At 60.6% G+C, this 25,593-nt stretch carries 26 protein-coding genes; 13 read left to right on the forward strand and 13 right to left on the reverse strand.

Annotated elements, in window-relative coordinates:
* The first annotated feature begins 5 nt into the window (after positions 1-5).
* The gene (locus ACR0AG_RS02860) at positions 6-614 is read left to right on the forward strand and encodes a glutathione S-transferase family protein (RefSeq protein ID WP_480836243.1); all 609 of its coding nucleotides are present in this window, start codon (positions 6-8) and stop codon (positions 612-614) included.
* Between the two features lie 12 nt (positions 615-626).
* Here ACR0AG_RS02860 and ACR0AG_RS02865 read toward each other — a convergent pair whose 3' ends face one another.
* The 3 genes from ACR0AG_RS02865 to ACR0AG_RS02875 all read right to left on the reverse strand — a co-directional run bounded on the left by ACR0AG_RS02865 (position 627) and on the right by ACR0AG_RS02875 (position 3,129).
* The gene (locus tag ACR0AG_RS02865) at positions 627-944 is read right to left on the reverse strand and encodes a non-heme iron oxygenase ferredoxin subunit (RefSeq protein ID WP_480836245.1); all 318 of its coding nucleotides are present in this window, start codon (positions 942-944) and stop codon (positions 627-629) included.
* Positions 945-947: 3 nt separating this feature from the next.
* Entirely contained in the window at positions 948-1,889 is a 942-nt protein-coding gene (locus ACR0AG_RS02870) for a fatty acid desaturase family protein (protein WP_480836247.1), read from the reverse strand.
* A 154-nt stretch (positions 1,890-2,043) separates the two neighbouring features.
* A complete protein-coding gene (locus ACR0AG_RS02875) occupies positions 2,044-3,129 on the reverse strand; it encodes a hypothetical protein (protein ID WP_480836249.1) in 1,086 nt (361 codons plus the stop codon).
* Positions 3,130-3,225: 96 nt separating this feature from the next.
* Here ACR0AG_RS02875 and ACR0AG_RS02880 point away from each other — a divergent pair, with 96 nt between their 5' ends.
* The 3 genes from ACR0AG_RS02880 to ACR0AG_RS02890 all read left to right on the forward strand — a co-directional run bounded on the left by ACR0AG_RS02880 (position 3,226) and on the right by ACR0AG_RS02890 (position 6,502).
* The gene (locus tag ACR0AG_RS02880) at positions 3,226-4,155 is read left to right on the forward strand and encodes a LysR substrate-binding domain-containing protein (protein WP_480836251.1); all 930 of its coding nucleotides are present in this window, start codon (positions 3,226-3,228) and stop codon (positions 4,153-4,155) included.
* 93 nt (positions 4,156-4,248) lie between these two features.
* Positions 4,249-5,289 (forward strand): aromatic ring-hydroxylating dioxygenase subunit alpha, encoded by a 1,041-nt coding sequence (locus tag ACR0AG_RS02885; RefSeq protein WP_480836253.1) that lies wholly within the window; start codon positions 4,249-4,251, stop codon positions 5,287-5,289.
* 4 nt (positions 5,290-5,293) lie between these two features.
* Positions 5,294-6,502 (forward strand): cytochrome P450, encoded by a 1,209-nt coding sequence (locus ACR0AG_RS02890; protein ID WP_480836255.1) that lies wholly within the window; start codon positions 5,294-5,296, stop codon positions 6,500-6,502.
* Positions 6,503-6,561: 59 nt separating this feature from the next.
* On the opposite strand, the gene ACR0AG_RS02895 is transcribed toward ACR0AG_RS02890, so the two are convergent.
* Complete coding sequence (locus tag ACR0AG_RS02895) at positions 6,562-7,347, reverse strand: phytanoyl-CoA dioxygenase family protein (protein WP_480836257.1); 786 nt, start codon at positions 7,345-7,347, stop codon at positions 6,562-6,564.
* A 267-nt stretch (positions 7,348-7,614) separates the two neighbouring features.
* Here ACR0AG_RS02895 and ACR0AG_RS02900 point away from each other — a divergent pair, with 267 nt between their 5' ends.
* The 6 genes from ACR0AG_RS02900 (at position 7,615) to ACR0AG_RS02925 (ending at position 13,971) form a co-directional block, all read left to right on the forward strand.
* A complete protein-coding gene (locus tag ACR0AG_RS02900) occupies positions 7,615-8,886 on the forward strand; it encodes an FAD-dependent oxidoreductase (RefSeq protein ID WP_480836259.1) in 1,272 nt (423 codons plus the stop codon).
* A gap of 15 nt (positions 8,887-8,901) precedes the next feature.
* Positions 8,902-9,159: a sarcosine oxidase subunit delta gene (locus tag ACR0AG_RS02905; RefSeq protein WP_480836261.1), complete on the forward strand. Its 258-nt coding sequence runs from the start codon at positions 8,902-8,904 to the stop codon at positions 9,157-9,159.
* Positions 9,146-12,016, forward strand: coding sequence for a 2Fe-2S iron-sulfur cluster-binding protein (locus ACR0AG_RS02910; protein ID WP_480836263.1), 2,871 nt, complete (start codon positions 9,146-9,148; stop codon positions 12,014-12,016). Before ACR0AG_RS02905 ends, ACR0AG_RS02910 begins: the two co-directional genes overlap by 14 nt.
* Before the next feature lies 1 nt (position 12,017).
* Complete coding sequence (locus ACR0AG_RS02915) at positions 12,018-12,515, forward strand: sarcosine oxidase subunit gamma (protein WP_480836265.1); 498 nt, start codon at positions 12,018-12,020, stop codon at positions 12,513-12,515.
* 12 nt (positions 12,516-12,527) lie between these two features.
* Entirely contained in the window at positions 12,528-12,947 is a 420-nt protein-coding gene (locus ACR0AG_RS02920; protein WP_480836266.1) for a RidA family protein, read from the forward strand.
* A 91-nt stretch (positions 12,948-13,038) separates the two neighbouring features.
* On the forward strand, positions 13,039-13,971 hold the full coding sequence (locus ACR0AG_RS02925) for an AEC family transporter (protein ID WP_480836268.1): 933 nt from the start codon (positions 13,039-13,041) through the stop codon (positions 13,969-13,971).
* A gap of 4 nt (positions 13,972-13,975) precedes the next feature.
* On the opposite strand, the gene ACR0AG_RS02930 is transcribed toward ACR0AG_RS02925, so the two are convergent.
* The 7 genes from ACR0AG_RS02930 to ACR0AG_RS02960 are packed head-to-tail and all read right to left on the reverse strand — an operon-like array spanning position 13,976 to position 21,577.
* Positions 13,976-15,259: an amidase gene (locus tag ACR0AG_RS02930; RefSeq protein WP_480836269.1), complete on the reverse strand. Its 1,284-nt coding sequence runs from the start codon at positions 15,257-15,259 to the stop codon at positions 13,976-13,978.
* Positions 15,256-16,446 carry a YlbE family protein gene (locus ACR0AG_RS02935; RefSeq protein ID WP_480836271.1) on the reverse strand — a complete coding sequence of 397 codons (1,191 nt, stop codon included), beginning with the start codon at positions 16,444-16,446 and terminating at the stop codon, positions 15,256-15,258. The genes ACR0AG_RS02930 and ACR0AG_RS02935 overlap by 4 nt, the downstream gene beginning before the upstream one ends.
* On the reverse strand, positions 16,446-17,072 hold the full coding sequence (locus ACR0AG_RS02940) for a hypothetical protein (RefSeq protein WP_480836273.1): 627 nt from the start codon (positions 17,070-17,072) through the stop codon (positions 16,446-16,448). The genes ACR0AG_RS02935 and ACR0AG_RS02940 overlap by 1 nt, the downstream gene beginning before the upstream one ends.
* Positions 17,072-17,704, reverse strand: coding sequence for a hypothetical protein (locus ACR0AG_RS02945; protein WP_480836275.1), 633 nt, complete (start codon positions 17,702-17,704; stop codon positions 17,072-17,074). Before ACR0AG_RS02945 ends, ACR0AG_RS02940 begins: the two co-directional genes overlap by 1 nt.
* Positions 17,701-19,071 (reverse strand): Rieske 2Fe-2S domain-containing protein, encoded by a 1,371-nt coding sequence (locus ACR0AG_RS02950; protein ID WP_480836276.1) that lies wholly within the window; start codon positions 19,069-19,071, stop codon positions 17,701-17,703. The genes ACR0AG_RS02945 and ACR0AG_RS02950 overlap by 4 nt, the downstream gene beginning before the upstream one ends.
* 23 nt (positions 19,072-19,094) lie before the next feature.
* Positions 19,095-20,555 carry an aldehyde dehydrogenase gene (locus tag ACR0AG_RS02955; RefSeq protein WP_480836278.1) on the reverse strand — a complete coding sequence of 487 codons (1,461 nt, stop codon included), beginning with the start codon at positions 20,553-20,555 and terminating at the stop codon, positions 19,095-19,097.
* Positions 20,552-21,577: a succinylglutamate desuccinylase/aspartoacylase family protein gene (locus tag ACR0AG_RS02960; protein ID WP_480836280.1), complete on the reverse strand. Its 1,026-nt coding sequence runs from the start codon at positions 21,575-21,577 to the stop codon at positions 20,552-20,554. The genes ACR0AG_RS02955 and ACR0AG_RS02960 overlap by 4 nt, the downstream gene beginning before the upstream one ends.
* A gap of 129 nt (positions 21,578-21,706) precedes the next feature.
* On the opposite strand from ACR0AG_RS02960, the gene ACR0AG_RS02965 reads away from it, so the two are divergent.
* From ACR0AG_RS02965 to ACR0AG_RS02975, 3 genes are read left to right on the forward strand one after another with little or no spacing between them, the layout of a single operon-like run.
* The gene (locus ACR0AG_RS02965; protein ID WP_480836282.1) at positions 21,707-22,801 is read left to right on the forward strand and encodes a pyridoxal phosphate-dependent aminotransferase; all 1,095 of its coding nucleotides are present in this window, start codon (positions 21,707-21,709) and stop codon (positions 22,799-22,801) included.
* On the forward strand, positions 22,801-23,349 hold the full coding sequence (locus ACR0AG_RS02970) for a decarboxylase (RefSeq protein ID WP_480836284.1): 549 nt from the start codon (positions 22,801-22,803) through the stop codon (positions 23,347-23,349). Before ACR0AG_RS02965 ends, ACR0AG_RS02970 begins: the two co-directional genes overlap by 1 nt.
* Positions 23,346-23,918, forward strand: coding sequence for a thiamine pyrophosphate-dependent enzyme (locus ACR0AG_RS02975; RefSeq protein WP_480836286.1), 573 nt, complete (start codon positions 23,346-23,348; stop codon positions 23,916-23,918). The genes ACR0AG_RS02970 and ACR0AG_RS02975 overlap by 4 nt, the downstream gene beginning before the upstream one ends.
* Here ACR0AG_RS02975 and ACR0AG_RS02980 read toward each other — a convergent pair.
* Both ACR0AG_RS02980 and ACR0AG_RS02985 read right to left on the reverse strand, forming a co-directional pair.
* A complete protein-coding gene (locus ACR0AG_RS02980) occupies positions 23,905-24,795 on the reverse strand; it encodes a LysR substrate-binding domain-containing protein (protein WP_480836288.1) in 891 nt (296 codons plus the stop codon). The genes ACR0AG_RS02975 and ACR0AG_RS02980 overlap by 14 nt on opposite strands.
* 89 nt (positions 24,796-24,884) lie before the next feature.
* Positions 24,885-25,463, reverse strand: coding sequence for a helix-turn-helix domain-containing protein (locus ACR0AG_RS02985; RefSeq protein WP_480836290.1), 579 nt, complete (start codon positions 25,461-25,463; stop codon positions 24,885-24,887).
* Positions 25,464-25,593 lie beyond the last annotated feature (130 nt).

The following is a 25,593-nucleotide window of genomic DNA, read 5'->3' on the forward strand; positions in this document are numbered from 1 at the left end:
CTTGCATGATAACGCTTTATGATTTCCGCCTGTCGGGCAGTTGCCATCGGGTCCGCCTGCTTTTGTCCATGCTCGGGCTGGATTTTCAGATCGTCAATATTGATCTGCTGAAAGGCGATCAGCGGCAGGCGGAATTCCTGCGGATCAACCCGCTGAACAAGGTGCCGGTTCTGGAGGATGACGGGTTTGTCCTGCGCGACAGCGCCGCCATCATGGTCTATCTGGCGCAACGACATGGTGCTGGCGACTGGATGCCCGCATCTGCGCAGGAGAACGGAGAGATTCAGCAATGGCTGTCTTTCTCAGCGAACGAGATCTTTCATGGCCTCGCCTCTGCCCGCGCAATCCTGCTGTTTCAACGTGATATGGACGTGACCGGGCCGCAGGCTCTTGGGCGAAAATCTTTGCAAGTTATGGAGCGTGCCCTAGCTGGCCAGGATTGGCTGGCCTGCGGGCGGGTGACGCTGGCGGACTTGGCCTGCTATCCCTATACGGCGCTGTCTTATCAGGGTGGTTTGCCGCTGAGTGACTATCCCGCGATACGCGCATGGATCGCTCGGATCGAAGCGATGCCGGGATATGTGCCGATGCCGGGACTACCGGCACCGGGCTAGAGCCGGTTGAGGCTATGCCCTGATCTGGACCATGCCGTTTTCAATCCGGGTTTCGAACACTTTCATCGGGCGCGTCGCCGGGGCCGAAACCGGTTGCCCGTTGCGCACGTCAAACGCGCCCTGATGCAGGGGACATTCGATGACATGCCCGTCAAAATACCCGTCACACAGATCGGCCCCGCCGTGATTGCACAGCGCCAGCGAGGCATAGACCCCGCTGGGCGTGTCATAAACCGCAATCAAACGCGAGCCGAGTTCGACACGCGTCACCCAGTTCTTTTCAAGCTGCGCGGCGGCGATCACATCTTTCCAGGGTTGTTCACCAGCCATGCCTCACGCCCCCGCCTGTTGCCGGATCTGTCGCAGAATGTCGCGATGCGCCGCCAGATAGCCGCCGGGTTCCACATGGATGTGATCCTTCAGCTTTTCATGCAAGCGCGGCAGGGCGTGAAACGGAACCGAGGCCACATAGTGATGTTCCGCATGATAGTTCATGTTCCAGCACAAAAAGGACCACGGCGCCGAGACCAGATTGGTGCGCGTGTTCTCGGACATCTGCGCCACGGTGGGCCGCCCGACATGTTCGGTCATCCTGATAAACCGCATCACCGGTTCCCCCAGAAACAGCGGGATGATCCAGTACCAGATCAAGCCCCACCACCCGGTGATCGCCATACCCAGGAAAAGCGCCGCATAGATCACCAGCATGCGCCGGGCATCGCGGTAGACGGCCTGATGTTCCACCTTCGGGATGAACCTCAACTCTGTTTCCGAAAGGTGGCCAAAGGCGTGGCGAAACAGCTCGGTTATTTTACCGCGCCAATAGGGCAGGGCGGACAGATACCACAGGTACTGGCCAAGGGTTTGCGGCAGCGGAATAAGCTCGGGGTCTTCGCCGGTCAGTTGTGTATAGGTGTGGTGATCGCAATGTTCATACCGAAAGAACCGGTGCGGCAGAATGATGATCAGCCCGCAGATCTGGCCGACCAGATCGTTCAGCCATCGGGTGCGAAACACCGTATAATGCACGCATTCATGTTGCAGCGAGAAATGATGCACCAGAACGATGCCTTGCAGAAACATCGCGGGCCAGATCAGCCAGCTGTTCCATGCAAGTGTGATAAGGGTTGTCGTACAGGCCAACACCAGCACCCAAAGCGCCAGATGGCGCAGACCGGGACCGTTTGAGCGTTGCATGAAGCCTTTCAGTTCATCCCGCGTCAGCTTACCCTCGGCCAAAGCCTGAGACAGGGGCGTTACGATTGCTTGTGACATGTGAGTTCCACAATATTTGCCGGAGCGGGGGCCGCAGCCCTCGTCGCATATACCGGCACCGGAGACGGGAGTGCTCCGCACCATAGCGCCCTTGTTGATGGGCGCTATTGGCATCAACGTAGCGTGGTGGTGGGTCGTCGATCAAGCCGGAAAATCAGCCCGCTTCGCGCAAACCGATATCCGTTTCTGGGCTGACAAACAGACCCGCAGCACAGGGGTAGCGATCCAGAATCTGCGCCCCGCCGGGCAATCGGTGGGCATGGAATGCGCCATGATCCCAATAGGTCACGCCGTCGACCACGATGGTCGGGTCGAACACGTTCCAACTGATCTCACCCGGGGCATAAGCGCCGCAGGTGTGGAAATGCAGAATCCGCGGATTGCCAAAGGCGCTGCCGCCCCAACGCTCGTAATTGTCGCGCATGGCCCAGGGGTAGCCGCAGCCCGGATGCATCCCTGCATGCCAGGAATGGACAAAATTGCGGTCAATCCCGAACTGACCGGCAACCCGGTCATAATGCGCCTCGGCCCGGGCGGCGTCGGCGGCGGGGCCATCAAACCCGGTCAGACGTCCATCGGTGAGATTGGCAAAAACCGGATTGTCGAATTCGATCGTATAGTCATCGTAATACTTCGAACCTGTCCCGGTCAGAAAGGTCAGCGCCACACGGCCCGAAAAGCTGTGGGCGGGAACCGGCGTAAAGACAGACATCGGGAACCGCAGGATCGAGGTGTCGCCGGACGGATCGAGATTCATCTCGGGCCGGCCCCGAACATCGGTGCCCAGAGGGCAGGTGATATGCACATCCTGCGCCGCATTCAGCACGGCGTTGATCCCGGCCTTTATCTCCATAAACGCATCGTGGTGGCCATTTGAGAAACCCGATCCGAAAAGCTCCCGGCTGAGCGCAAAGCTGACAATGATCTTTTTGCCCGGTGGCATATCGGAAAACCGTAGCTGATCCCCCAGCCGAGCAAGAAACAGGATAATGTCGGCCTTTTCAAACCGTGCCATCAGATCGGCCGACAGGTGCGGATTGCCGGGGTTGAACCCCACATCCACGGCATCGACAGACAGACCCATGGACCGCGCAACGCCCGAGACGATATCGACGCTATCGGCATCGAAATACCCAAACTCGGGCGGTTCATATGCGATCAGCAACCGATCCCCTGCTGCGGCACAGGCACAGTTTGACAGAAGATTGCGCGCGCCGCGCTCGGGTGTGATGTCCGACATTGCCTTCTCCCGCAGGGGTGGGTGCGCATAGCGTATGCCAGAGATTTATGTTTGAACCATTTGAATGTGATAATGGTTGGCATTAGGGTGGCTAATATGATCCTGAACTTGCCCTATTCCGCTCTGCGCGCCTTTGAGGCGGTGGTCCGCCAGTCCGGCTTTTCTGCAGCTGCGGCGGAACTGGGCGTCAGCCAAAGCGCCGTCAGTCAGCATGTGCGCTCGCTTGAGGAATGGCTGGGCCGCGATTTGCTGGTGCGCGGCGCGCGTCAGTCGCGCCCAACGCGTGAGGGTGAGCAGTTGGCGCTTGCGATATCCGAGGGGCTGGGGCGTATCTCGGACGTCTGCGCGCAGCTTCGCGACAAGACGCGGACAGACCGGACAATTGTGATCTCTTGCCTGCCTGGGTTTGCCTTCAACTGGTTGTTTCCGCGCTTGTTGCGCTTTGACATGGCGCATCCTGACCTGTCGATCTCAATCGCGACCGATACCGGACAATACCCGTTTTCCGGCGCGGATGCGGATATCGGTATTCGGTATGGTTTAGGCGATTTTCCCGGCCTGGAGGTCGATCTGCTGATGAGCGAACGGCTGTTCCCGGTCTGCGCGCCCGCGCTGCGCGGCGACCTGCGTGGGATCGGGGATCTGGCGCGGCACACCATGCTGGTGGACGAGAACCTTCACCACGGGGCGGCCAGCCCAACATGGGAATTCTGGGCGCGCCAATGCGGGCTGACCTTGCCCAACGCGATGCGCACCCGGCGGCTGGGCCAGTCGAACATGGTGGTGCAGGCCGCCATCGAAGGGTTGGGCGTCGCCCTGGGTCGAGAGCCGCTGGTCATCGACATGCTGGCGGACGGGCGTCTGGTCCGCCCTTTTGCCGAAATGACGCAATCGCCGTTGTCCTATTGGCTGGTGCGGTCGCAAGAGGCAAAGGATAGCGAGAAAGTGGTCGAGTTCCTGAACTGGATTCACGCCGAGGTTGCGGCACAGCCGGACCTGCCCGAGCCCGCCTTGGGTTTAAATTAGCCTGACTTATACAAGATATTATATCTCCGGCATGGCGCAGCGGGGTTTTGCTGCTCATACTGCCGCAAGCCATCTTACCAAATGGAGAGCCCGATGTTTCTGAGAAACTGCTGGTACGTCGCCGCCTGGAGCAAGGATATTGACCGCAGCCTGAAGGCCGAGACGTTTCTGGGCGAGAACGTGGTTCTCTATCGCCAGCAAGACGGCACCCCCGTGGCGCTGGAGGATGCCTGCCCGCACCGCAAGCTGCCGCTGTCCAAGGGCAACCTGATCGGAGATGTGGTCGAATGCGGCTATCACGGGCTGAAATTCGATTGCTCGGGCAAATGCACCGACAGCCCGACCCAACGCGGCATGACACCGCGCCGGGCGGTTGTGAAATCCTATCCCGTGGTGGATCGCTATCGGTTCCTGTGGATCTGGATGGGCGACCCGGAGCTGGCCGACCCGGACAAGATCTTTCCGATTGATAACTTCGACGATCCCACTTGGGGCAAGACCGATGGGGGCGTGATGGATATCGACTGTCACTATCTGTGGGTCTGCGACAACCTGCTGGATCCCAGCCATGTGGCCTGGGTGCATGTCTCATCCTTCGCAGGGGCAGGCACGGATGAAGAGCCTCTGAACGTCGAGCGCACCGACCGGGGCGTGATCGTCTCGCGCTGGATCGAGAACAAGCCGCCGTCGCCCTATTATGCCAAACTGGTGGCCTTTGAGGGGGATTGTGACCGGTTGCAGCACTACGAGATGTGCATGCCCGCGATCGGGCTGAACAAATCCATCTACACCCCGGTCGGAACCGGAGGGTATGACAAGCAGCCCGTGGCTGAGACGTTCATCAATATCTCATACAACTTCATGACTCCGATTGACGAAGACCGCACCCGCTATTTCTGGTTCCAACACCGCAATTCCGATCCTGACAATGCCGAAGTGTCCGAATTCATGAATGACGGCGCGCGCATGGCGTTTCTTGAGGACAAAGAGGTGCTGGAAGAGGTGCACAAGGGCATGAAACACGCCAAGACACCTCATATCGACCTTGGGCTTGATGCGGGGGCCAAGCTGTTTCGCAAGACGCTGGACCGCGCAATCGAGGGCGAGCAGGTGGATCAGGTCGCAGCTCAGTAAAGCCATGGCAGACACCCAAGTCATCTCAATCGAGGCCTTGCCGGAACTGGATTTTCAATCCGAAGAATACCGGGAAGCGCCTTTCCGCACCTTGTCGGATTGGGCCGGACGCTGGAATATCGCGCGCAGTGATCGCGGGGTGGAATTGCTGGACTACACTCTGTGCCGCAAAGCGATCATCGACCGAAGGCTTGGCACGGGGCATCCGAAACTGATGAAGCTGCTTGGTCTGCCTGATGGGCGTCCCCTGACTTACAAAGAGCAGTCGATTTCCTATCACAATCGCGGAGATCGTCGCCGAGACTTGCGCATACCGTTGAATCGGTTGTTCAACGAGCAATCTGTGGACGATTTTCGTTCGGATATCAAAATGGTGGTCCATCGCGTGGTTGACGCTCTGCCAACGGATCAACCAATCGATCTTATCCGGGGATTGTGCGACCCGGTACCTTCGGCGCTCTACTGTCATTGGGTGGGGGCACCGTTTGAGGATGCCGACTACGTGTCACGCACCTCTCATACCGTGCAGCAGGTCCATACCCGTAACCCGGATCATACGCCTGCCATCCTCGATGCGTTCGAAAGCCTAATCGACTATGTCGATGCGCGGATTGCCGAACGGCGCGAGGCGTTGGGCGACGATATGCTGTCAAACCTCATTCGGGCCGAACAAGCAGGTGAGTTGAGCGCGGACGATCTGCGCAATTGGGTGATCAAACTGGCCGAGGCCAACACGGATAATTCGTCACATCAAATAGCGATTGCGATTGTCGAATTGGCCTCTCGCCCGGATATTTGGGCACGGCTTGGGTCTGACCCGTCGCTTGTGCCGCAAGCCGTGCAGGAAGTGATGCGCTTCCACCCGCGGACCATCTCGACCTCGCGTGAAGTTCTGGAAGATACAGAAATCGAAGGAGTTTTTCTGCCCAAGGGCACACCGATTTTTGCAAACATCGGCGCGACGCACTGGAACGCAGGCTATTACTCTGACCCCGATTTTTTCGACATTGATCGCAAAGGAGAGCCTCCGCATCTGAATTTCGGAGGCGGCGTATTCTCTTGCATCGGCCGGTTTGTCATCACCGCCGAAGTGGAAGAGGTCATCGCGGTTCTGGCGGCACGTCATCCAAAGCTGCGTCTGGAAAAGGCCGCGTTTGACCATTCGCCCATGTTCACGCTAGTTACTGATCTGACGGCGCAACTGGATAGTTGAAACGCCACTCCGCAATTGCTTTTACGTCGTTGCGGAGGGCGGAATTTTCTCATTGTGTCTCAGGTTTCGTAAATCACCGGAAAACGTCCTCCACGAAATGCAGTACCTGCAGTAAGCGTTTCGTCATGGAGCCATTCGGTCACGGCATCGCGCGGCTGATAGGTGGCTCCGTCCACGGCAAAGCGGATCGCATAACCGCGTCTGCGCCGGGTCGAGGTCCGGTTTCCCATCGCCGAATGCACGATCATGCCATCAAAGGCCAGCGCGTCGCCCGGTTCCATCTTTGGATAATGAAAGATGTCATAGTTGGCGCGGTTGGCCTCAAAATCCGGCATGTCGATATAGTCGGGGTTGTCCTCTTCCAGATAGTGCAGGAAGCCGCCCAACTGGTCGGTCTTGAAAGGCCGATAGTTGGCACCCCAAGCATGAGAACCGCGCACAAACTCAAGCGCGCCGTTGTCGGGGTCCACGGGGTCCAGGGCAATCCACATGGTCATGATGGGCCCAACGACCGGCCAATAGGGCTGATCAGTATGCCAGCCGGTCTGGGTTTTCGTCCCGGGTTCCTTGGCAAATATCTGGTCATAGATGAGCGAGGTCCATGGGCTGTCCGCCACCTCGGCCACGCGCTGCCCGATATCCGAATTCAGGCAAAAATCCTGAAATACACCCGGATGCTCTCGCATATTTTTATAAGCAAAGTAACGCTCGCCCTTGGCGGTTTCGTCGTCAACAGCCTGTTGCAGCCTGTTCAGCCAGTCCTGCGACAATACCTGTTTCAACAGTACAACGCCGTCGCGGGCATAGGTCTGCTGAAGGGTTTTCTGGTCAATATTCTGTGTCATGTCACGTCCAAATCCATCGCCTTGCGTCACAAGGCGGTTGTAAACAGATGGCACATTGCGCCCGGTTATTCTGACGTCACAAGCTCGGTGAGCTTCGGCAATTGATGATGAAGCAGGGCCATAGCGAGCGCGCCGACCATTTGCCGGCAAGGCGGTGATGGAACTGTGCCACGCGAACGCTCATGCGGGCAGGATACCCGAATTTTCCGAAATCGCATAGCTCCGCGCCAGAAAGGGGCGCAAAAAATCATTGACGAAAAGTGCGCTATGATAAAGATTATTACCATCATGCAAAAGTACTCTATTTTCTCACTTGCCCGAAATGCGCTGTCCGGCCATCGAAACTGGCCCCGGGCATGGCGCAGCCCGCCGCTCAAGGAACACTACGATGTGGTCGTGATCGGAGCAGGCGGGCACGGGCTGGCAACCGCCTATTATCTGGCCAAGGAATTCGGCATCACCAATGTGGCCGTGCTGGAACGTGGCTGGTTGGGGGGCGGCAATATCGCCCGCAATACGATCACCATCCGCTCAAACTATATGCGGGACGAGTCGATCCCATTTTACGTCAAATCCGTCGCCATGTACGAAGGGCTGACGGATGAGCTGAACTTCAACATGATGCATTCCAAACGCACCATGGTGGATGTGGTGCAGACATGGCCCAAACTGCGCGAGTTGCGCAGGCGGCAATTGACGATGGACATCTACGGCTCGACCTATGAACAGATCACGGCCGAGGAATTGCGACGGCGCATCCCGGCGCTGACTGGGGGCGGGCCGGATGCACGCCTGCCGGTGATCTGCGGCATGGTGCATACGGATGCGGGGGTGAACCGGCACGATGCGGTGGCCTGGGGCTATGCCCGCGGGGCGGATGCGCGCGGGGTCGAGATTCATCAGCAGACTGCCGTGCAATCGCTGATCCGGGGCGCGGATGGCGCGATCAAAGGGGTTGAGACCAACCGGGGCACCGTGAAGGCCAACAAGGTGGTAGTGGCCGTGTCGGGCCATACCACAACGCTGACCGAGACCGCCGGGCTGAAATTGCCGCTGCGCACGATGAACCTGACCGCTTTTGTGTCCGAGCCGGTGAAACCTCTGGTCGATGTGATCGTGAACTGCCCCGACAGCGGGTTTTATTTCAGCCAGTCCGACAAGGGCGAGATGGTGATAGGCGGCGCGCCCGATATGGGCCAGAGCTTTCGCCGCGATATCAAGCAGCATGTGTTCGAAGACACGGTGACGGCGATGCTGTCGCTGTTTCCCAGCTTCAAGAAACTCAAGCTGATGCGGCAATGGGGCGGGCATCTGGATATTGCCCATGACGCCTCGCCCATCATGGACCAGACCGAGGTTCCGGGCCTGTTCGTCACTGCCGGATGGTGGGGCGGGTACAAGGCGATCCCTGCGGGTGGCCTGACGCTGGCGCATCTGGTGGCCAAAGGCACGCCGCATCCGCTGATGGCACCCTTCACGCTCGACCGGTTCCGGCATCTGGATTTCGTGATGGAAGCCGGCACAACGACTGCGCGATAGAAAAAGGACAGGAACATGTTGCTTATACCCTGCCCGTTCTGTGGCAAGCGCAATGAAAGCGAATTTATCCATGGCGGGCCGGTCGGCTCAGACCGACCCGATCCCAATGCCGTCAGCGATGCGGAATGGGTCGAATACCTGACCGTGACACCGAACCCTTTAGGCCCGGTGCAGGAGAAATGGTGGCATGCGCGCGGATGTGGTGAATGGTTCACGATCTGGCGCGACACCCGGACCCATGACATTGTGGAGGCACCCGATGGCACAAAGTAAGCGCCGCGCCTCGGGTGGGCGTATCGACCGGAACCGCACAGTACGATTTACCTTCAACGGCAAACCCTATGAGGGGTTCGAAGGTGACACGCTGGCCTCGGCCCTGCTGGCCAACGGTGTGCGCGTCACGGCCCGCAGTTTCAAATACCACCGCCCCCGTGGGATCATGGGCCACGGCCCCGAGGAACCAGCGACTTTGGTGGAGCTGGAGGGCGAGGATGCCTCGGGCAATCGCCCTGTGACCACGGTCCCTTTGCGTGACGGTCTGCGGGCGCGGTCAGTCAATTGCTGGCCCTCGCCCGAGTTCGATCTTGGCGGGATCAACCAGCTGTTTGCGCGCTTTATCCCTGCGGGGTTCTATTACAAGACGTTCAAATGGCCCAATTGGCACTTGTTTGAACCGTCGATCCGCAAGGCTGCCGGTCTGGCGGGGGCTCCGACCAAACCCCCGGCGCATGGGCATTTCGAGGCCCGCCATGCCCATGCGGATGTGCTGATCGCAGGGGCTGGTCCCGCCGGGTTGCAAGCGGCGCTTGAGGCCGCGCGGGCGGGCAAGCGGGTGTTTCTTGCCGATGAAGGGACCGAGGCGGGGGGCAGTCTGCTCAATCGCACCCTGACCATTGGCGGGCGACCGGCGATGGATTGGGTGGCCGATGCGGTGGCCGAGTTGGCCGGGATGGAGAACGTGATCCATCTGCAAAACGCAACCGTCTGGGCCTATCGCGAACATAACCTGATGATCGTGAACCAGCGGGAACCCGAACAGGGCGCGATCCTTGAACGCAGCTGGCGGGTCCGCGCGGGCGAGGTTGTGATCGCCACCGGCGCGACGGAACGCGCCATGGTGTTTGGCGACAACGACCGCCCCGGCGTGATGCTGGCCTCAGCGGTGCAAGCCTATGTCAACCGCTGGGGTGTGGTGCCCGGTCAGCGCGTTGCGCTGTTTACCAACAACAACAGCGCCTATGCGGTGGCCGCTGACCTGACCGCGGCGGGCGTGAGCGTCGCGGCCATTCTCGACAGCCGAAGCACGGTGCCGCAGGCGGCCCTGGATCTGGTGCCCGGTATCTCGGTGCAGGCTGGCACTGTGGTCAGCGCGGTTCGGGGGCACAAAGGCGTCCGCGCCGTAAAGGCCGAGCCGAAAACCGGCGGGGCGGGGGCGTGGATCGACTGCGACCTGCTGGCCTGTTCCGGGGGATGGAGCCCGACCGTGCATCTTTGGTATCAGTCCCGCAGCACGCTGCGGTTTGATGAGGATCTGGCGGCCTTCTGTCCCGATCAGGCCGTGCAGGCTTGCCGGGCCGTGGGAGCGGCGGCGGGTGATCTGACGCTTGACCGGATTGTCGAAGGCGGCGCGGATTTGCCGTACGCGATTGAACCGCTCTGGCGGGTGGATGTTCCGGGGCAGCGCGGCAAGGCGTTTCTGGACGTGCAGAACGATGTCTCGGTCAGCGACGTGCATCTGGCCTTGCGCGAAGGCTATGACAATGTGGAACATGTCAAACGCTATACCACAGGCGGCATGGGCATCGATCAGGGCAAGACCGGCAATATCAACATCATCGGCACGGTTGCGATGCAAAAGGGCCTGCCGCTGCAAGAGGTTGGCACAACCACCTTCCGCTCGCCCTATACGCCCGTGTCCTTCGGTGCGATCGGAGGCCTGCGCGAAGGCTGGGGCCTGTTCCCCTATCGCCATACGCCCGTGACCCAGTGGAACAAGGACAATGGCGCGGTGATGTACGAGGCCGGGGCGCGTTGGCGCAGGCCGGGGTATTTCCCGAAACCGGGCGAGGGTCTGCAAGAGGCGGTCAACCGCGAATGCAGCGCGGTGCGCGAAGGGGTTGGGGTCTATGACGGCTCACCGCTGGGGACATTCGAGCTGAAAGGGCGCGACGTTCCGAAATTCCTCGATTTCATCTATTCCAACATCATGTCCAGCCTGAAACCGGGTGAGGGGCGCTATGGTCTGATGCTGTCCGAAGACGGGTTGATCCTGGACGATGGCGTGGCCCTGCGGCTGGATGAACACCGCTGGCTGATCTCGACCTCGACGGGCCATGCGGATGCAGTGAACCAGCATATGGAAAAGCTGCTGCAAACCGAGTTTCCCGACTGGCAGGTGATGATCACAACTGTCACCAGCCAGTGGAACAACGCTACCATCTGCGGCCCCAAGGCGCGCGAGGTGATGCAGGCGCTTGGTACCGATATCGACCTGGCGCCCGAGGCATTCCCGTTCATGTCCTTCCGCGATGGCACCGTCGCCGGACTGCCCGCCCGCGTGGTGCGCGTCAGCTTTACCGGCGAGCTGTCCTTTGAAGTCAACGTCGCCCCCCGCCACATGGCCGCACTGTGGGGCAAGGTGATGCAGGCCGGTGCGCCCTTTGGCATCCTGCCTGTGGGTTCGGAATCCAGCCATGTGCTGCGGGTTGAAAAGGGGTTTTTGTCATTGGGGCATGAGGTCGACGGCACCGTTGACGCCTATGACCTGGGCATGGGTTGGGCGATGTCGAAGAAAAAGCCCGATTATCTGGGCAAACGTTCGATTGCCCTGCGTCGGTCGCGCGGTGCGCCGAGGCGCGAGCTGGTGGGGATCCTGCCCGACGATCCAAACCGGCAAATCCCCGAAGGCGCCCCTCTGACACCCGGAGGTCGGAAAGAGGCCACCGATGGGCTGGTCACAGCCTGCGTCTGGAGCGTGGTCAACACCCGTTGGGTCGGGCTGGCGCTGTTGGAGAACGGCCATGCGCGTCGGGGTGAAACGGTCCATGTCCGGCTGAAGGATGATGTGATCCCGGTCACGGTGACGAAACCGGTGTTCCACGATCCCGACGGCAAGCTGCTGAGGTCCTGAGATGAGCTATGATGTCACGATCCAACGCTGCGGGCTGACCGCTCTGTTCGACCTCAAAGGGGCCGCCGATGCGGTCCGGGCATGGGTTGGCGATGCGTTGCCGCCTTTTCCCGACCGTCCCAATCACCGCACCGAAAAAGACGGGATGGACCTGTTCTTTATCGGCCGCGATCACTGGATTGCCCGCGCGCCACTGGATCAGGAAGAGGTGTTGGGGGCCCGGTTGAAGCCCACCGATTGCCCGGCGGATATCAGCATCGTGCGGGTCTCGGACACGCTGACGTTTTTCCGCGTCACCGGCCCCGACGCCGCTCAGATAATGGCCATTGCCTGTCCGCTGGACCTGCATGACAGCGTGTTCGATGCCGAGGCCGTCACTTATACTGAGGTTTTTGGGCTGAAGGCTTTGGTGATGCGGTGCCAGGATGGATTTGAATTCGCGGTCGAGCAGAGTTTTGCGGATATGATCGACGATTATCTATCCCGCGCAACTGCCTAAGGAGAAACCGCCATGGCACGTACACATATTCACAAATACCAGACCCGCTATCATGCTCATGCAACGTATTCGAAGGCCATTCGGGCCCGCGGTGATTTTGTTTTTATGCAAGGGCAGGTGGGTACGCTACTGGATGGTACGTTGATTGGCGAAGGGGACCCCGGCGCGCAGGCAGATCAGGCTTGCCGCAATATCCAGCAATGGATGGAAGAGGCCGGAGGCAGCCTTGCCGATGTCTGCAAGCTGACGGTCTATGTCACCGACATTTCTTACCGACCCGCTGTTTACGAAGCGATCAACCGTTGGTTCGAAGGCGTGCATCACTGTTCAACCGGCGTGGTTGTGCAGGGGCTGGCCGATCCGTCGCTGCTGGTCGAGATCGACGCGATGGCTGTCATCGATGATAATGAAAATACGGGCACTTCCGGCTGAGCACATCTGCGATCTCTGGTGTCGTGTTGTGCCTGGTCTCGTGTCATGACACTGTCTGGTCGCACATGTCCGGTCCTGTCTGCGAATTTCAATGCTTTCGACACTCACTTCGATCCTGCCGATCTTTCTGATCATCGCGCTGGGTCTGGCTTTGCGCAAAGGTGGCATTCCCAGCACCGATTTCTGGAACCTGAATGACAAGCTGGTCTACTGGGTTCTGATGCCGTGCCTGTTGTTCAGCAAGATTTCCCTGTCGCCTTTGGACAAATCCGCGCTGGGTCTTTATTCGCTGGCCATTCTGGGCGGGTTTGCAGCGGCGTTGGTGTTTGCACTTGTTGCGGCCCGGCTGGTAGGGTTTGCACCGCCGCAGGCGACCTCGATCCTGCAAGGCAGTGCGCGGCATAATTCCTTTATCGGTCTGGCGCTGGCGGCCAATCTCTATGGACCAGCGGCGCTGGATATCGCGATTCTGGCCACAGCTATTCTGGTACCCACGACCAATATCGTGATGGTTGTCCTGATGGTCGGCGCGCTGAAAAGCGACCGTGCCAACAGCCTGCCGGTTGCTATTCTGCGGGAACTGACGCGCAATCCGTATGTGATTTCCATTTTTCTGGCGGTCTGCGCCAACCAGATGATCGGAGACAGGATCGCTGTGGTGCATGACGTGACGGATGTGCTGGGGGCAGGGGCCTTGCCGATCACCTTGCTGGCGGTTGGAGCCAACCTGCGCGTGCGCGCCATGGCCGCCAGCACTCTGCCCCTGATCCTCGCCTTTGCGGGCAAGATGGTCGTTTTCCCGGTTGCTGTGCTGGTGATCGGTTTGATCGTCGGGTTGCCGCGCGACGTTCTGCAGATCGCGGTTGTTTATTCCGTCGTGCCAACCGGAGCATCGTCTTACACGCTGGCCAAGCAACTGGGCGGAGACGCACCCTTGATGGCGGCCATCGTCACGTTGCAGACGCTGATCGCAGCGGTCAGCATTCCCGTCTCGCTGGCTCTGCTGCTGCCATTGATCCCGTAAGTGCCTAGCCCGAAAGGCTGTGATGCACCCAGTCGGCGATGTCCAAAAGGCGGGCGTCGTCCCCCCTGCGTCCGATCAGCTGAATGCCCAGTGGCAGGCCATTCTGGTCGGCCCCAAACGGCAGCGCTACCGATGGCACCTGCAACAGGGTCCACATACGCGAATACAGCGGATCGCCAGTTGCCTCCAACCTCGCCGGGGCCGGTCCGGGAGCGGAAGGAATCAACAGCGCATCCACATCGCGGAACATCTGATCCAGCATCGCACCCGCCCGGTCGCGCAGGTTCAGCGCGACGTGGTATTCGGCGTCGCTGACCGCCCGCCCTTCGGTCACAAGTGCATGAAACTGCGGGCTGATCGTAGGAACGCCAAGAGCGCCTTCCCACGCCCTCAGCCGTGCGGCCTCATATCCCATGACAGTGATCTGCGCCTGCGTGAGTTCGGCAAAAACCGGCGGATGGGCGATCTCTCCGACCTCGGCGCCCGTGGCAGTCAGGGCAGCCAGCGCGCGGGTACAGGTGTCCCGCATCTCGACCGAGCCATCCTGCCAATGGGGTCCGCGCATCAGGCTGATCCGGGGCAAGGCCTCATCGAAATTGGGCGGTGGCGGTAGATCGGTCCCGCGTAGAACGGCATCAGACAGCGCAAGATCACGGGGGTCGCGCGCCAGAACGCCCAGCGTATCCAGGCTTTGCGACAGACCCATGACGCCCGTCAGATCATAGCGCCCGGTGGATGGCTTAAACCCGCAGACCCCGCAAAAGGCGGCAGGACGGATCAGCGAGGCGGCGGTTTGTGACCCAAACCCCAGCGGGGTCATGAAATCTGCCACCGCCGCAGCGGACCCCGAAGACGACCCGCCCGGCGTATGCGCCGGATTGGCCGGGTTGGCGGTTTTGCCGGGTTTGAAATAGGCAAACTCGGTGGTGACGGTCTTGCCGATCGGAATGGCCCCGGCATCCAGAAACGCCTGAACGCAAGCTGCGTTGCGGTCCGGTTGCCGCCCCGCATACAGATCGCTGCCCCATCCGGTCGGCATGTCATCGGTGTCGATGATATCCTTGATCACAAACGGCACCCCATGAAGCGGCCCACCAACGGGGCGAGTGTCGGCGGCCACGGCCCGCTCCATGGCGCGCGTGGCATCGAGGGTCTGAAACGCCCCGATGACGGGCTCACGGTCCTTAATCCGGTCCAGATGGGCGGCCATCACTTCGGAGGGTTTCACCTCGCCTTGCCGGATCATGGCGGCAAGTTCGTGGGCCGTGCGGTGGTTGAGCGCGGTCACCCCTCCAACGCTTTCAGCGCGGCGGCGAAAGGTGCAACGGGCATGTCATAGATGCCCCCGCCCAACCGTCCGGCCTGACCCAGACGATCAAGGATGCCCAACCCAATCACCGGCCCCGATCCTTGCGCAACGGCCCCGCGCGCGGAGCTGCCCAACCGGACATCCAGCGCCCGGAAATAAGGATGCGCACCCACCGACAAACCCGACATACGCGCCTGTGCATCGCCAGGCAGATAGGCGCCGAGCCCCTTTTTCTGTTCCGGGCTTAGGTCGATGGCCATGGCGCCCAGCCCAAACGCCTCGACCACGGCGCTGTCGCCGATTGCGCCCAATGCCCGGTCCTGCGGCACATCCACATCGAACGCGCCTTTGGGTGGGCTGGCCGGGATCGTGAACCACCGCCCCGGAAGGCCGGAAATCTGAATCCCGACCTCGTGCCCATTGCCGCCTGCCGCCGTCACAAAGCTGGAGCCGTCAATCCCTTCGGCCAGTTTCATCATGCATTTGGTGGCCGCCATCCACAGGTTCAGAAACAGAGAGGGTGAGCTGTCCATGAACACCAGCGCATCGTCATCGGTGATGCCGCCCGGCGTGCGATCCTTAAGCTCGGCAATCAGTGCCTGCGCGGCCACAGGCGTGCGCCCGTGGCAATCATCCCCGCCCATCAGCCCGATCACAGCCAGCGGGACCAGAGCGACCCCCTCGGCGATGCCCTGTTCCAACACATCCAGAAACCGGGTGTTGAGCCAGCGGATATGCTCCAACACCGCCATGGACCGCAGCCCCAACCGCATCGCGGGGCGACTGCCCGCGTTGATCGGCGCATAAACCCGCTGTTGTCCCCGCCACGCATCATAGACCGTGTGCAGGGGCATATCGGCCGACACGACAGCGGCCAGAGGCGTCACGACGTCATGGTCCTGGGCCGGTTTCAAAAGGATTTCCCCGGCGTGGATCATCGCCTCGGCTTGATCGAAATCCTTTGCCAGATCCTGCCAGACAGCGGCCACACAGGCGGAATTCAGGATCGGCACCGTGATCTGGTCCGGGCTGGCAAAGGCCGGGCCGGCGTGCAACAGCACGTTTTCATCCAGTCCCAGCGCCTCGGACGCGGTGTTGAACCGGTTCCAGACCGGCTGCGTCACCATGGCCCGGTCAAAGGCCAGCTGATCGGCTGGATGCACCATCACGCCTCCTCCGGCGGGATGATCCATGTTTCCGAGAAATACAGGAACGCGGTCGTCGTCTCATACCCGGCCTGCACCCGTGTGCCCAGTTTTCCCGGCAAGGCGTGCCCATTGACGATGATCTGCGCCGCACGCGCAGGCACCAGCAATGAGAACATGTTCTGCTCGCCCGAGGCGACCTCATGCGGCGACAATTCCAGCGCGCGGGGCGGCTCGAACCCTTCCCAGACCAGTTCAACGGTCAGGTTCTCACCCACGATGGTTTCCGTGTACCGATGGCTCATCGGATCGCCCGATGACCGCACGACCTGCGCGCCGATCTCGGGCAATGTGGCAAAGGCAGGCGCATTGGCAAAGGCTGCCAGCTTGCCGATGAAATTGGTTTTCAGAAACGCCGTCAGATCAGGATTGTCGCTCAGGATCACATTCGGTGCATCAGCTGGCCCTGTAACCTGATCCGGAGTGCCATAAAGCAGCAAAACCTGACCCTGCCCCAGAGGCGACCAGGCCACGCGAAAGAACAGCGCCATGGCTGAGAAATTGTCATTCTCGTCCTTCAACAGAATGCCCGGATTCTCGCCGGTCCAGTCGACGGTGCCGGGGGTGATCGGTTCGTTCAAAGGCATCACAGATCCTCCTGCGGGGTCACCCAGGTCTCGGAAAAGGCCAGAAAGGCGGTCGACATGGTGCGGCCAAAGAACGGACGGCTGGCGACCTTGCCAGGCAGTGGGGTGCCATTGATGACAACCTGCGCCGACTTGGCCTCAAGGAAAACCGAATACATCTCATGCGCCTTGGTGGCCGAGTTCTCCTTGGTCACTTCTACAGGCAGGGGCGGGCCCATATCCTGCCAGATCATCTCAACCGTTACGCCCGAGCCGCGCAATGTCTCGGAGTACCGCGATTTCAGATCGCCGGGGCGCTTTTCGATACTGTCGCAATCCAGCCACTTCATCGCGTCCAGCCCGGGCTTGCCTACAAAGGTTGGCATCTTTTCCACCCAGCCGTCTACGATCCAGCGCATCATCCGCTGATTGTCGGTCATGATCAGGTTCGGCACCTGCGGCCAGCCCTGCGCCTGATCCGGCGCGCCCAGGATCAGGGCCGCATGGCCGCGCCCATAGGGCGACAGGACCACCCGAAAAAACAGCGCCAGCGTGTCATAGTGATCCTGCCCGGGGTCCTGTTTCAGATAGATGCCAGGGTTCTCGCCAGACCAATCAACCCGGCCGGGGTTGTGAGGGATGCGTGTTGTCATGACCAGCTTGCCTCATATTCTTTCAGTGCCCCAATGATGAATGCTTTACGCGCGTCCCCCTGCAAATGATCGCCGGATTTGTAGATCTCGGCCACCTGATGCGAGATCTCTTTCAGCACCGCGCCATCATCGCGCCCCTCCTGCAGCGGAATGCGCAGCATCGTGTCGCCCGCATAGGTCGGGATCACCTTGCCGGCAAAATTGTCCGAAGGTTGCGGCGGGCGTTCCCCGTTCTTCAATGCGCGAATGGCATTGCGCAGCAGGCGGCGGGCCTTGGCCACTCCCCGATCCGTAAAGCTGAAGTTTTCGCGGGCGTGGATGTTTTTCGGCCCCTGACTGACCCAGGCATCATAGTCACCGGGGTCGCGCTGGCGCATCTCATAGGGGCGGTCGGGGTCCTGACCGTAGAAATCGGTCATCCCGTAACCGACCTTGGTTTTGTCGGTCAGCCCCTTGGGATCATCGTTGGCCGCCGCGTCGCGGAAATGCCGCCAGGCGATGACCATCGTGTTTGTGTCGTCTATTGGCGTGATCCAGCGTGACAACCCGCACCGCCCAAAATAGCGCGAGCCGTCGGGCACCGGAAAATGCCCTCCGTTCTGCGTGAAAGAGGGAAGCATATGGTCATGAATGCGGACCCAGACAATATCGTCCACCCGCCGCACATTGGTATAGAAATCACCGGTCTGGCTGTCGTGAAACTCGATCATCGGCATCTCGGCAAAAGCGTCGATGAACTGGCTGCGCACGGCCAGAGTGTGCAGATAGACCACATGAAACGGATCCCAAGCGTTCTCCATCACTTGCAGCCAGTTGCAAGGGGATTTGATCAGATAGGGCACCAGCTCGTCGCCCTTTTCGTCAAACGTGTCCATCACCGGAAAGGGCGGCTGGTCTTCGGCGGGGCCCATATAGGCAAAGGCCAACCCCTTATATTCGATCACCGGATAGGCCCCTAGACAGGCCTTTTTCCTGACCTGAGAGGCGGGCGGTTCGCAGGGCGTTTCCAGAATGGTGCCGTCCAGCCCATATTTCCATCCGTGATAGGAACAGCGAATGCCGCCTTCCTCGACGATGCCGAACTCAAGGCTCATGTTGCGGTGACAACAATGCAGGTGGGTCAGGCCCAGCTTGCCCTCTTTCTTTTCGCGGAACAGAACCAGATCTTCGCCCAGAATGCGGAGGCGATAGGGCAGGTCGCCGATCTGATCGGTCATCGCAACCGGCATCCAGAACCGGCGCAGATATTCACCGCAGGGGGTGCCGGGGCCAACCTGGGTCAGTTCGGGATCAGGCTGCTCGCTCCAGACCTTCTGCTGGTCATGGCCGCGGAAATTGCCTTGGGGGGCTGAGAAATGGTCGTTCATGGCGTTCTCCGTGCGTATCCGCGTCAGGGAAAGGGATCGGGCACCGGCGCGGTGCCGGTCCAGATGGATTTGGTTTGGCAGAAATCCTTGATTGCGTCCGGGCCAAGCTCGCGCCCATAGCCCGACATTTTGATACCGCCGATGGGGCTGGCGGGATCGACGCTGCGATAGTGGTTGATATAGACCGTACCCGCCGCGATGGCCTGGGCCACCCGTGCGCCTTTTTCGGCGTCGGTGGTCCAGACCCCGGCGGCCAGACCGTAATCACTGTCATTGGCCAGCGCGATGGCCTGATCTTCGGTGTCAAAACTGGTGACGGCCAGCACCGGGCCAAATACCTCTTGCCGCCACAGCTGCATCTGCGGGGTGACACCGTCAAAGATGGTCGGGCCGACATAGAATCCACGGCGACCGGAGGCAGTTTCCAGCCCGTCCAGCAGACATATGGCCCCTTCGGATTTGGCTTGTTCGATCATCGCGGTGACTTTGCGCAGATGTGGTTCATTTGCCAGCGGCGCCACCTGGGTTTCAGGGTCCATCGGATCGCCCATCTTTAGCTCCTGCGCGCGCTGGATCAGGCGCGAGACAAACGCGTCTTTCAGACTGTCCTCGACAATCAGGCGCGAACCGGCGACGCAGGTCTGGCCATTGGACAGGAAGATGCCGGACAGGATGCCGTTGACCGCATTGTCCAGATCGCAATCGGCAAACACCACCTGCGGGGATTTACCACCCAGCTCCAGCACGGCCGGGATCACCCCGGCTGAGGCCGCTTCGGCCACCTTGCGCCCGCCCAAATCAGACCCGGTGAAAGTCACTTTGCGCGTCAGCGGGTGCCGCACCAGCGCCTCGCCGACCTCATGCCCCAGCCCGGTGACAACATTCAGAACACCGGGTGGCAGGCCCACATCATGGGCCATCTGCGCGAATTCGAGGGTCGAGGCGGACGCCATTTCCGAGGGTTTGACCACCAGCGTGTTGCCCGCTGCCAAAGCCGGGGCCAGTTTCCAGGCCAGGATCATCAGGGGTGAATTCCAGGGTGTAATGGCGACAACTACGCCATAGGGAATATGATGGCCCACGCTGCGCACGCCGGGGATCGCGTTCGCCTGCGCCTCGGGCTTTAGCTTGCGGGCCTCGGTTGCGAAATGGCGGAACCAGCTGTGAAGCCCGGCAAACTGCCCGCGCACTTCGGTGATCCGCTTGCCGTTGTCGCGGATTTCCGGCTCGACCAGCTCCTCCCAACGGGCCTCAAGCACATCCGCCAGCCGGTCGAGCATATCGGCGCGGTCGTTCGGCCCCATCTCGGCCCATGGTCCAGCACGAAAGGCGTGATCAGCTGCGCGGATGGCCTGATCGGCAGTCTGGGCGGTGCCACGAGCAATTGTGCTCCAATCTTCGCCGGTTGTGGGGTCGTTGCTGGTCAGGGTCTCACCATCCCAGTCTACAAACGCGCCTGAAATGAAGGGGGTGTAGGCCCTCATGCACCGTCTCCGGCCACGGGTTGGGCCACCAGCGCCAGCAGGTCGCCCCGGCGCACCACGCCCCGGTTGCCATGGGCCAGAACATAGCCTGCTGCCGGAAAGGTCAGGTCTACCGAAGGCCGCTCCGGCTCGGCCGGGAAATGCAGTCGCCCGGCAAGCGCGCCCTGTTCGACGTGCTGACCCGCCCGACAGCGCCGGTCGAACAGACCGTCCGCCGGTGCGTAGATCGAGTGCAAGGGGTCTGTAATTTCCACATAGTCCGGGTCTGCCGGCGGGGGGTGGTCATCTGGCAAAATGCCCAGATGCCCCAGACAGCGCATCAGGCCGGCTTCCGCCAGATCGGTGATTTCGGGGTCAACACCGCCCCCGCCGCCCAGTTCCGTGGCGATCATAGGTGTATTGGTCCGTGCCGCTGCGCCGTTGACCGACCGGTTGTCGTTATGCGCGCCCAGTACCCAGATCAGGGGCAAACCAAAGGCGCGGGCAAGATCCATATTCGCCGCCGTCAACGTATCATCATGCGTGCGCGTCGCCAGAGCGCAGGGCGCAAAGACCGAGGCTTTGCCCCCCGAATGCAGATCAATCGCGGCGTCCACGCGCGGCAACAGCACCGTTTCCACAAAATGCGCCAGCATGGCGGTGGGCCCGCCATCGGCTTCACCAGGAAACGCCCGGTTCAGGTTCTGACCGTCTAGCGGCGATACGCGCGCTGACGCCGCCATCGCCGGAGCGTTCAAGCCGGGGATCAGGATCACCTGCCCGGTCATCACGTCAGGGTTCAGCCGCGCAGCCAGCCGCATGATCGCCGCCGGACCTTCGAATTCATCCCCATGAGTGCCACCCAGGATCAGAACGCTTGGCCCGGGACGCCCATTCAGGCTGATCACCGGAACCGGATGATAGCCCAGAGGCACCGAATTGTCGGACCATTTCAGCATCAGATCACCCACCTGCCGGCCCGGCGCATCAAGATCGATGGTCAGGTGCAGTCTGCTGGGTTGGGGGGGCTTTGTCTGGGTCATGCGGTCTCGCGCGTTGGTGCTGTCATTTCATATCATAATTTTTTTGAAAGTGAATTGCAAAAAAGTGTTTCTTATGTGATATGAAATTTAAGCACGCAGAGCCACCCCTGGCTTTGCCGGAGGAATTCGATGGCTCTTAGTCGCGCGAAAGCGGGAATCGACAGGATCAAACCCCATATGGTGGCCGGGATGTCCGAGGACGTGCCCCCGGCGGCAACCCTGCTCAATTCAAACGAAAACACGTTCGGGCCCAGCCCCAATGCGCGGGCCGCCGCGGGTGCCGCGCTCAGCACGGTTGAGCGGTATATGGAAAACCCCGACCGAATTCTGGCCCCGGCGATTGCGGCGCATTTCGGGCTGGACGTGGCGCGGATTACCACGGGGCAGGGGTCGGACGACTTGTTGGCCCGGCTGGCCCGTGCCTATCTGGGGCCCGGCACCGAATTGATCCGCAGCGCCAATGGCTATCTGAAGGTGCCCAACTACGCCTATGCCAATGATGCCGAGGTCGTGTCGGTTCGCGATGATCGTTTCAAACCTTCGGTGGACCGGATGATTGACGCGCTGAGCGACCGCACCCGCGTGGTCTATCTTGCCAATCCCGAAAACCCGGCGGGCACCTATCTGACCGGGACCGAACTGCGGCGTCTGCATGCGGCCTTGCCCCCGCATGTCTTGCTGATCATTGACGCGGCCTATGAGGAATATGTGGACGCCGCGGATTATGAACCTGCGCACAGGTTGGTCGAGGCCTCCGATAATGTGGTCATGTGCCGGACGTTCTCCAAAATCTACGGGCTGGCGGGCGCGCGTGTGGGGTGGATGTACGGGCCTGCCGATGTGGTGGACAGCGTGCGCCGGATCGGGCTGACCTTTCCGGTCGCCTCACCTTCGGTGGCGGCAGCGGTGGCAGCCTTGGAGGACAAGGCCCATACGCAGGCGGTGTTTCAGGCCAACGCACAGGGGCGGCGCTGGATCGAGGCGGAACTACAGGCGCTGGGGCTGGATGTCATTCCAAGTCAGGCCAATTTCGTCCTGGTTCACTTCCCGGATCAACAGAAATCAGCCGAGGCTGTGGACCGCTTTCTGCGGCAACGTGGCGTGGCGGTACGCCGGTTCGCCTCGCCCGCCTATCGCGACTATATCCGCATCACCATCGGATACCCGCATGAGATGCGGGCGGCGCGCGATGGGATTGCGGCGTTTCTGAGCGGGGAGTGGTAATGGTCGCTTCTCAGCAAACCCGCGGTGATGCGCCCGCCGTGGCGCATCCTTCTGGGGCCGCAATCATCGCGGCGATCAAAGCCTCGGGCATCGCCGAGGTGGTGGCGCTGCCGGATATCGTGACCAGCGATGGCTTGCTGTGGCCAATCTCGCGCGATCCCGATTTTCGCCTGACTCGGATCTGTAAAGAAGACGAAGGCGTCAGCATTTGTGGCGCGATGTCCTATAACGGCACGCGTGCGATCCTGATGATGCAACAGACCGGCCTGATGGATTCCCTGAATGCGATCCGCGCGATCGGGGTCGATTATGAATTGCCCATCGTCATGATGGTGGGCCTGCAAGGGAAAGAACCGCATCTGCCGCCCGAACAGTCCGCCGCTTACGGTGTTCGGATCATCCAACCGGTTCTGGACGCGATGAACCTGTCGCATTCCCTGATCGAGGCTCCGGGAGATGAGGCGCAAATCCCGCCCATGGTCGAGGCCGCCTATGCAGCCTCCAGACCGCATATTTTCCTGATCGGCCGCGCGCCGGAGGCCTCATGACCATGTACCGAGATGCCGCCCTGACGGCCCTGATCCCGCATGTAAATGACGCAGATATCGTGGTAGCGGTCTATCAAAGCTGTTTCGACTGGCTGGCCCTGAACCCGCGCGATCTGAACTATGTCGCCGTGGGTGCGATGGGTCAGGCATCCTCGCACGGGTTGGGGCTGGCGCTGGCAAATCCCGACCGGCGGGTGATTGTGCTGGATGGGGATGGCAGCCTGCTGATGAACCTTGGCACGCTTGTGACGATCGCCAATGCAGGGGTCAGCAACCTGTATCACTTCCTGTCCGCCAACAGGGTGTATGAGGTGAACGGATCCCATCCCCTCCCCGGTGCGGAGCGTGTCGATTTTGCGGCCATGGCCTGGGCTGCGGGCTATGCCGGGGTGCATCGCTTTGCGGCGCTGGATCAGTTCACCGAAGCCTTGCCGCATGTCCTGTCGTCCAGCGGCCCGCAATTCATTTCGATGGAGGTACAGGCGGGTGAGCCGTACCCCCGCGACTATGCCTATATCCACAGCGCGCAGGCGCGCACCACGTTCCGCGAGGCGCTCAATCGCGGGTGATCTGCGCCTTGACGATATCCAGAAAAGACTGCCCCACAGCCGAAAACGGTTTGTTCCTGGACCAGAATAACACCGCCCGAAATGTCAGGGGTGCAGCAAAGGGCAGGGCGACGCAATCGGGCAATGTTCTAAGGTAATCCAGGCTGGCCCCGACGACAGAAACACCCAGGCCCCGTGCCACCAGACGGCACACCGCATCCGTGGTTCGGGTTTCATATTGCATATGCCGGGCAATGCCCTTGGCGTCGAAGAACTGGTCAATCTCGAACCGGAACCGGGAGGAGGGCATGTAGGATATGAAATTCTCACCCTCCAGATCCCGCGCCTGAATGATGGTGTTTTCAGCCAAGCGGTGCCCTTTTGGCAGAACACAGCAGACATCGCTGTCGCGGATCACAAGGCTTTCGAAGGACGGGTTGGCCGGCTCGGTCGTGGTGATCCCGAAATCATAGTTCTGAGATACCATCCACTCGACGGTATCGTCGCTGGGCGCGATCTCCATGCGCGCCATGGCTTGCGGCCAGGTAGCGGAAAAATCGCGGATCAGATCGGGGGCAAGCTGAGACGAAACGCCGGGCGTGATCACCAGATTCAATCGGGCGTGACCGAATTTTCCGATTGCCGCAGCCGAGTCCTTGATATGTTCCATACCGCTGACGGCCTGGCGCACCTCTTCCACCAACAGCCGCGCTTCGTCGGTGGGCACCAGCACCCGGCCCGAGCGTTGAAACAGTTGAAAGCCGACCTCGGCCTCGAAATCCGAGATCAGACGACTGACCGCGGGTTGAGATATCCCCAGCATGGCTGCGGCCTCGGTGACGGTGCCGGTCGAGACCACGGTGCGAAAAGCGTCAACCTGTTTGAATGTGATCTTCATGAGCGGCGTGAGCGTCCTTGTTGGCGGGCAAGACATTCATAGTAAAATAGTATGAAGCCGCCAATGCCAACTGCACAAGGTTATGTGGATTATTGCGGGCGGGTTGAAACGGTGATGAATTCGATGCTGTCCGACACAATCTCGCAAAAGCCGTGGGGCAGTTTGGCGTCAAAACTGAGCGTATCTCCGGCCGTCATCACAAAATCCTCGGTGCCGCAGCGATAGACGGCGTCGCCGCTGAGCATGTAAATAAACACATATCCTTCGTGCTGATAGTTGGGCAGCGTTCCCGACTGTTCCTTCGGGATGCTGATGCGCGCGGATTGAAACAGGCCCCCCGGCCCGCCATGCTTGCCAAGAAGCAAGTAATCATGCGCATGCCCCTGCGTGATCCGCCGCGAGGCCAACCCCTGATGCGCTTTGACATGGTGCACGTCCGCCGAAACCTCGGTATGCGCGAACAAGGCCATCAAGGGCACATCCATCGCATCCGCCAAAGCCTGAAGTGTCCCCAGCGAGGGCGAAACGCTGCCGTTTTCGATACGGCTGATCATCGAGGCCGAGATCTGCGCGGTGGCGGCCAGTTCCGACAGGGTCAGATTACGCTCTTGCCGGAGCCGTTGCAGAGTCTGCCCGACATCGCGTTCAATATCTCTTTGTTTCGCCACAGACTTCGTCACCTGCATCATTCTACGTGCTTTCAAACGTCGACACAGTAGTCTCTATTTCCGGCGCACAGTCAATTGTTTGCGCCTTGGGCATGGGTCTTGCAGCGTAATTTGTCGGGCCTGTGAATTC

This window comes from Ruegeria sp. H6 (assembly GCF_056532975.1).